This is a genomic window from Trichococcus collinsii (assembly GCF_900107505.1).
Lineage (GTDB): Bacteria > Bacillota > Bacilli > Lactobacillales > Aerococcaceae > Trichococcus > Trichococcus collinsii.
In genome coordinates, this window is record NZ_FNQH01000018.1 from 1 (window position 1) to 7,730 (window position 7,730).

9 protein-coding genes are annotated in these 7,730 nt (G+C 41.4%); 8 read left to right on the forward strand and 1 reads right to left on the reverse strand.

Annotated elements, in window-relative coordinates; translation table 11 throughout:
* The first annotated feature begins 503 nt into the window (after positions 1 to 503).
* From BLV66_RS15225 to BLV66_RS15245, 5 genes are all read left to right on the forward strand, one after another.
* A complete protein-coding gene (locus tag BLV66_RS15225) occupies positions 504 to 1,193 on the forward strand; it encodes a hypothetical protein (RefSeq protein WP_086987732.1) in 690 nt (229 codons plus the stop codon).
* A gap of 20 nt (positions 1,194 to 1,213) precedes the next feature.
* Complete coding sequence (locus BLV66_RS15230) at positions 1,214 to 1,453, forward strand: SHOCT domain-containing protein (protein WP_086987733.1); 240 nt, start codon at positions 1,214 to 1,216, stop codon at positions 1,451 to 1,453.
* Positions 1,454 to 1,654: 201 nt separating this feature from the next.
* The gene (locus BLV66_RS15235) at positions 1,655 to 1,936 is read left to right on the forward strand and encodes a hypothetical protein (RefSeq protein ID WP_086987734.1); all 282 of its coding nucleotides are present in this window, start codon (positions 1,655 to 1,657) and stop codon (positions 1,934 to 1,936) included.
* 153 nt (positions 1,937 to 2,089) lie between these two features.
* Positions 2,090 to 2,707, forward strand: coding sequence for a YdhK family protein (locus BLV66_RS15240; protein WP_086987735.1), 618 nt, complete (start codon positions 2,090 to 2,092; stop codon positions 2,705 to 2,707).
* A 56-nt stretch (positions 2,708 to 2,763) separates the two neighbouring features.
* A complete protein-coding gene (locus BLV66_RS15245; protein ID WP_086987736.1) occupies positions 2,764 to 3,462 on the forward strand; it encodes a triose-phosphate isomerase in 699 nt (232 codons plus the stop codon).
* A 381-nt stretch (positions 3,463 to 3,843) separates the two neighbouring features.
* Here the strand turns inward: BLV66_RS15245 and BLV66_RS15250 are convergent, their stop codons facing one another.
* Positions 3,844 to 4,179, reverse strand: a complete 336-nt coding sequence (locus BLV66_RS15250) for an ArsR/SmtB family transcription factor (RefSeq protein WP_086987737.1) — start codon at positions 4,177 to 4,179, stop codon at positions 3,844 to 3,846.
* Positions 4,180 to 4,530: 351 nt separating this feature from the next.
* Here BLV66_RS15250 and BLV66_RS15255 point away from each other — a divergent pair, with 351 nt between their 5' ends.
* The 3 genes from BLV66_RS15255 to BLV66_RS15265 all read left to right on the forward strand — a co-directional run.
* Complete coding sequence (locus BLV66_RS15255; RefSeq protein WP_176974311.1) at positions 4,531 to 6,465, forward strand: heavy metal translocating P-type ATPase; 1,935 nt, start codon at positions 4,531 to 4,533, stop codon at positions 6,463 to 6,465.
* Between the two features lie 305 nt (positions 6,466 to 6,770).
* Positions 6,771 to 7,136 (forward strand): ArsR/SmtB family transcription factor, encoded by a 366-nt coding sequence (locus tag BLV66_RS15260; protein WP_086987744.1) that lies wholly within the window; start codon positions 6,771 to 6,773, stop codon positions 7,134 to 7,136.
* A gap of 16 nt (positions 7,137 to 7,152) precedes the next feature.
* A partial coding sequence (locus BLV66_RS15265; protein ID WP_093114581.1) for a CadD family cadmium resistance transporter occupies positions 7,153 to 7,730 on the forward strand: 578 nt, incomplete at its 3' end.

Genomic DNA, 7,730 nt, shown 5'->3' on the forward strand with positions numbered 1-7,730 from the left:
TTTTTTTACAACTGTTAAACATATTCGATGATGCCGCGTTTAAGAAGCTCTTTCCTCAAAGCCTCATTTTCCACCCGCAATCGTTTTACGTCTGCTCTTAGAACAGAATTATGTGTACGAACTACACGTGCGATTACCATCGTGAAAACAGGAACGAGTAGTACTAAAATGATAAATAGAGTTGTTTGCATAGTCTATGTCCTTCTTTCTGGATTGTTTTTTTAGATTTCATAGTCATAGCATACTAGGTGATTATGTAGACCGTATGAAGAAGCAAATCTCCATTAAATCTACACATTACTCCGGTATATTAAGGTTAACAAATACTCAAAGCATTGATAAGTAGCAAGAATTGGCGTTTAGTAAGAGAGGGGACTATAATTAAAAATGTAGAGGCGTACGTGATGCCATGGATTTTAGTAAGCAAAATTTATCCAATTTTCTAAAGACGAGGTGCCAATCCAAAATCGTTTTAAGGCTTACCGGAGAAAGAGGGAGAGGATATGAAAAACAAGCATCAATTAGTATGGGGTGTAATCCTGTTTGGTTCGCTTGCCGTATTGATTGTGTACAGTATCGGATTGTTTTTGTTGGCAAAGAATGCTGAAACAGGCATTTATACGCAAGGGTATTACAGCAATGGCATGATGGGCGGCCGAGTCAACAGCAACCAGAACAGCAGCGGTGAGAAATTGACGCCGGACCAGATTCTGTCGGATGTCGAAAATTATTTGAAGGGTTATGGAAATAATCTTCAAGTGGCAGATATTTTTGTCTTCACCGATGCGGATTACTACGTTTCGGTGGAAGAGAAAGATACCGGCAGAGGTGCAATGGAACTTTTGGTCAATCCTTATACGGGGCAGATTTACCCCGAGCCGGGGCCCAACATGATGTGGAATGAGAAATACAGCATAATGATGGGGGGCTCCTTCCGCTACAATACGAACGCAACATATACGGCAAATGTGAACCAGACAGAAGCCGTCAAAATTGCAGACGATTTTGTGAAGAGCCAGTTTGGGGAAACTTTTTCGGTTCCGGGTGATGGGCACGCATTTTATGGTTATTACACTTTTCATATCGAGGAAAATGACAAAGTAATTGGGATGCTGAGTGTCAATGACCTTACCGGAGAAGTTTGGCACCATGATTGGCATGGCGATTTGGAGCAAGTTATTTCTGAACATTAGCAAAAAGGAGAGTGGAAAAAATGATGAATTATTACGGATATGACATGATGGGCGGATGGGGAATCTTCATGATGATTATCTTGGTAATCTTAATAGTTATCATCGTGTATGCGGTGATGAAACTAGTCCAAGGCGGCAACAACAGTGCCACATCGCAAAGCAGTCGAGATGAGGCACTTGAAATCCTTAATCAGCGTTATGTAAAAGGAGAAATATCGGACGAAGAATACCAACAAAAGAAAAAAATATTGAAAAGTTAGTTAGGTAAGTCTGAAGTTTCATGCTCAAACTGAGTTTTTTCAAAAATATATTCCGGAAATGAACTATTCAAATCAAAAAAGCCAAGGTCATATACAGATCTTGGTTTTTTTGTATGAATTTTTTCTACATAAAATCAACACATTCATATATTATTATAAAACTCAGAAACATAAAATAAGTCTAAGCAAGGGGATAAAATTATGAACCACCATGAAAGTAAAGAAGGAAAAACAGGAACGCATAAACACAGTCCATTACATCATATGATGCATATGATTATTTGTTGTGGCCTACCAATACTGATTATAGTATCCCTACCATTTATTGCTAAGTATAATCTTGGCCTTGCAACTTTTTTAGGAGTCATTGCGCCATTTATATGCCCCATTATGATGGGAGGAATGATGCTCACAATGTTGGGTGGTAAGAAAAAGGAAGATTGTTGTTCGAAAAAAGAAAGTGATACTGAACGGAGTATCTGATTGTGCGGTACTTGGATACTAAAAATGAACCAATAGCCCTAATTAGGTCTATATGATTGTAAGGCTAATTATTTGACTATTGAAAAAAGGAAGGACAGAATGTGTATTGTAGAGTGCTTTGGATTCATAGCCAATAAAGGAGGAGAATGAACCATGAGAAAAAACCGATTGATAAAAAGTATAATAGGTCTTTCCACACTGGTACTTTTGGCTGCTTGTTCTACTGATCAAAGTGGAGATGGCGATTCCGAATCCATTTCAAGAGCTGAATCTGTTGAAAATGTATCAATGAATATGGAAAGTATTACATCCAATTCGGGTATGGGTGAAATGATGCACGATGATTCCGGGGAAATACCGGAAGGATTATTGGTAGCCGAAAATCCAACATACCAGGTAGGAGACATTGTTACCATCAACTCAGACCATATGGCAGGAATGCAAGGCGCAGAGGGTACTGTAGTAGGGGCCTTCGACACGACGGTTTACGAAGTATCCTTCAATCCAACAAATGGCGATCCACGAGTAACAAACCATAAGTGGGTTATCAAAGAAGAAATAGCTGAAGCCAAAGATGTTGAAGAACCACTTGAACCTGGAACGGAAGTTACGCTGGATGCAAGTCATATGGAAGGCATGAAAGGAGCGCTTGCAACGATAGAATCAGCAGAAGCCACTACCATCTATATGGTTGACTTTGAACCGACAACGGGCGAAGAAATGGTCAGGAACCATAAATGGGTAACAGAAGATGAATTATCACCAAATTAAATGGGTTAGCTTCCTAGCTTAAAATGGCGCTTTTGATAAAATGAAAGGAGAAAGTCATGGCAAAAACTAATATCCGCACACCATTCTTTGTTTTTAACCCCAAATCCTATTTGTTTGGAGAAAACTTATTGGAACTGGTTAGGGAAGCAGATGCACTAGCAGAAGAATTTCCGATTTCAATTTTTGTAACCGCGCCCTTCGCCGATATTGCAGCCGTTTCATCAAATTCCAAAAATATTATTGTGACAGCCCAGCATTTAGATGGCATTCATCCGGATAAAGGAATGGGTCATGTGTTACCCGAATCACTTTATGAAGCAGGTGCACGTGCAGTATTTCTAAATCACGCTGAACGTCCCTTGACGTTGAATGGATTAGCTAAAGCAATTACGCGCGCAGCTGAATTTGAAATAATAACAATTGTATGTGCAGATTCAATTGCGGAGGCAAAGGCAATCACAATGCTAAGTCCCGATATTATTCTGTGCGAACCTTCAGAGTTAATTGGTACCGGTAAAACAAGTGATGAGAGCTATGTTAAAGAAACAATCGAAGCTGTTAAGAGTCTTAATCCGAATGTATTAGTTATGCAAGCAGCTGGAATCAGCACGGCAGATGATGTCTATAGAACGATTTTGCTGCAAGCTGATGGAGTTGGCTGTACCAGTGGTATAGTGAAGGCAAAAGACCCCCAAAAAATGCTGAGAGATATGGTTGAAGCGACTGTAAAAGCATCAAATGAGAATAATAAATAAGGAAAGAAAACCCCTATTAATGGTATCGGTAAAGCTAGCTTCACACTGGTTTTATTTTAAAGAGCAAAACAATTTCCGACGGGCTTACAGAGTAGTGCCGTTGGTGTGGCAATTCTCCATACGGATGCTATAGATGTGAAAATTAAAAATAGGCCAAGACTGAAATCACACAAAGATTTCAATCTTGGTCTATTTTTTGTTGCAGGCAATGAATGAAGGTTACTTTTTACAGATGCCTATTTAAGGTGTATCCAAAATCGACATGCCTAGCATGGTGATTTTCCAACGTTCTTCATGCAGTTTTAGAGCATCGAATAAGTCGTTTGGAAAGAGTACGAATAAGATGAGGGTAGGCTATGCGCGCGTCTCCACTACCGGTAATTAATGGCCTGCGCTTTCTCCTAAATCTTCAATTTCCCTAACATGGGTCAGGACTTGCTCCAAGATACTAAAAACGTGGATATCGTCGAGACTGTAAAATATCGTCTTTCCTTCTCGCCTTGCTTTCACCAAACGCGCCTCTTTCAAAGTTCTTAACTGGTGGGAGATAGCGGATTGCTCCATTTCCAAGGATATGGTAATTGCTCCCACACTCAATTCTTGCTGCTGAAGAAGAAAGAGGATCGAGATCCTAGTAGGGTCACTGATAATCTTAAAAAGCTTGCTTACGGCATGGATGGAATTTTTGTCCAGTATAGATGATGTTGGTGTATCCATTGGTACTCCCTCCCTTTCGCATGAGTGGTTGTTCATGTTTAGAATATCATATGCCTGATGAAATGCAAATGTTTTTACCTAGAGAGAGGGAAGGAAATCCATCCGTTTCTCTCAAAAGTAAGCGGAAAATGAGTCAGAAAAAGGGAGCGATTTATCTTGACATGGTGCAGGAACCCGTTTAAAATGAATATATAAACATATGAATGAACATTCACTTGTAAGGCGGAACGGTTCCGGTTTATGGAAAGGGAACAAGAAGCTTTTAGAAGCTTTTAGGCTGTGCTAGGGTTGTGCGTGTTGTCAATCGAATTAGTACAAAAAAATAATTATATGAATAGAAGGGTGATTGAAATGAAAGCTGTTCAAGAGAAAGACGCATACAAGAAACACGACCATGATGAGCATGACCATAGTAACGAGCACGAGCATGGCAAAGCGCCAATCATTTTCTATTTCATAGGTTTAGCACTGTTCCTAATTGCGACCTTCTTAGGGAATGAAAATGAAGTATTGATCAACATCCTCTTCTCACTCGCAAGCATTACAGCGGGCTACTATGTAGTGGTTCTGGAAGGAATTGGCGAAACGATTGAGAATACCAAAATACAAAAGCGATTCACGCCTAACTCCCACGTCCTGATGGGGCTAGCAACACTCGGAGCGTCTTTCCTAGGTAACTTTGGGGAAGGGGCGCTACTGATTCTCATTTTTTCTGGCGCCCATTTTCTTGAAGAATACGCGGAAGGAAGAAGCAGACGAGAAATCACGAAGCTGCTCGAAATGACTCCCACGACTGCTAGACGAATCATGCCGGATGGAAATACGGAAATTGTTGCCGTCAGTATTTTGAAGGTTGGTGATCGACTCCAAGTGTTAAATGGAGACCAAGTACCGACTGATGGAATGATCTTGTCCGGTATGACCGCCATTGATGAGTCTTCTATTAATGGTGAGAGTATCCCCAAGGAGAAGTCGAAAGGGGACGAAGTTTTTGGGAGTACGATTAATGGAACAGGTACGTTTACCATGCAGGTCACGAAAGAAAATAAAGATACTGTTTTCTCCAAAATTCTACAACTCGTCAGCCAAAACCAATCTAACCAGACAAGAGCTGCTAGTATTATCCAAAGACTTGAGCCTCGCTATGTGAATTTTGTTTTGATGGTAATCCCCCTAGTGATGTTGCTAGCTCCTTTTCTATTTGGTTGGACATGGTCCCAAAGTATCTACAGAGGGCTCGTCCTTTTAGTGGCCGCTTCCCCGTGTGCTTTAGCGGCAGCTACTGTATCGGTAACCTTATCCGCCACTTCTAACTTGGCCAAAAGAGGCGTTCTTTCAAAAGGAAGTTCCTATTTATCTCAACTAGCCAACATTGATGCCATTGCCTTCGATAAAACCGGAACCCTGACTCGTGGAAAACCTGAAGTAACCAATTACTACTTTTCTGATTCTGTGAATGAGGAAGAGATTCTTGATGTGATTGTGGCTCTGGAAAAGGAGTCGAATCATCCTCTGGCAAGTGCAATCTTAGAGAAGTTTGAGGCAAAAAATACAATTGCTATCGAGGTAACCAATCAGCTTGGAAAGGGATTGACGGGTGACTATCAGGGGAAAAGCTACCGCATAGGAAAACCCACCTCCTTTAGTGGTGTGGAAGATATATATGAGCAACGAAATGTAGCATGGGCTTCCAACGGACAAACCGTGGTATATGTTGCCGAAAATGAAAAAGTTATTGGGCTGATAGCCCTCATGGACGTTCCAAGTGAACACGCACGAACAACCATTGACTACTTCAGAAAATTGGGTATCCACACGACGCTAATTACCGGTGATTCAGAAATGACGGGGAAAGCTGTTGGTGAACAGCTAGGCGTGGACGAGGTTATCGCGAATGTCATGCCGGAAGATAAATCGCGGATTATCGACGAACAAAAGGCAAAACACGGTGTGGTCGCCATGGTGGGCGATGGTGTGAACGATGCCCCAGCCCTCGTGAATGCTGATATTGGAATCGCGATGGGAGAGGGTACTGATGTTGCGATTGATGTCTCGGATCTCGTTTTGATGCAAAACAATCTAGACAGACTAGTCCAATCCCACAGAGTATCTAAAAAGATGAACAAAGTGATTTGGCAAAATATCTACTTCTCCATGGCAGTCGTGATTCTCCTAGTTACCGTTAGCCTTTTAGGTTTGACGGATATCGCGATCAGCGTCATTGTCCATGAAGGAAGTACAATCGTTGTAATCCTAAATGGACTCCGCTTGCTAAGGTCTCTATAATCCAACTGTAAACACTATCAAGGAATCTAATTGCTTATATCGAAAAAGAGCTGTGAATCTGCCTTATGGCAAAATTACGGCTCTTTTTTGATGTGAAAAACCGAGACATTATGGAGAGAACGGCTCCTCACATGATGAAGTAACTACGACATAGCAAGGCTTGATCCTCTGAAGAGAGACCAGGCCTCCCGCATTTCTCGGCAGGAATTACAATATTTATGGAAAATTGGAGCAAATGCTGATATACTTTATTCAAACGAACATTTGAATGACAAAGGGGGAGCAGGTTGAATAAAATCGATAAGATGGACATAGATGTTTGTAGTGCCACGATTGTCCATGAGGAAAAAGTGAATCATGTTATAGCGGAACTCCAAGGGAAGGATTTTGCGAGCCTCTCAGTACTCAGCAAATGTCTGGGAGAGACCTCCAGAGTCCAGATTCTTTATGCCCTGTCCACCTATAAGGAAATGTGCGTGTGTGATCTAGCGGCTATTATTGATGCGAGTATGGCCACCACTTCCCATCATTTGCGTTTTTTGAAAAAAAATGGCGTAACCACCTCTTATAGAGAAGGGAAGATGGTCTACTATTCGCTCGCGAGTCAAGAGGTTTCCGATGCCATCGCCTCATTACTGAAAGTATCGGAATATCTACATCTCATTTCTTAGAAGGGAGAGAGTAATCCTGGTTCAGACGATTGTATCCGCCCTCGTGGTTTATATTTCTACAAATATTGATGATTTCCTAATTCTAATGGTTATTTTTTCCCAAAACGATTCCCGAAAGAGAATGAAAGGAATCGTCGCGGGACAATACCTAGGAATGGGGATTATAGTCACTTTTAGTATATTTGCCGCTTATGTCATTAATCTCATTCCGCAAGCCTGGGTTATCGGCTTGCTCGGACTAATCCCATTGTTCTTGGGGATCAGGGTAGCCCTCAAACGGGAGGAGCGGGAAGATGAGGATGTGTTTGAAAAAATGGAAGCGCGTGGAGCCAACCAACTATTCTGGACGGTAGCGTTGATTACCATTGCTTCGGGGGGAGATAACCTGGGCATCTATATCCCCTACTTCACGTCCCTTACCTGGCCCGAGACTATGGTAACCCTAATCATTTTTGTCGTTTCGATAGCGATTCTTTGCTATATCAGTTACAGATTGTCAAAGATTACTTTGATATCAGAAATAATCGAGAAGTATCAGCGGATGATTGTCTCGCTAGTTTTCGTTGGATTAGGGATTTACATTATGGTGGAAAA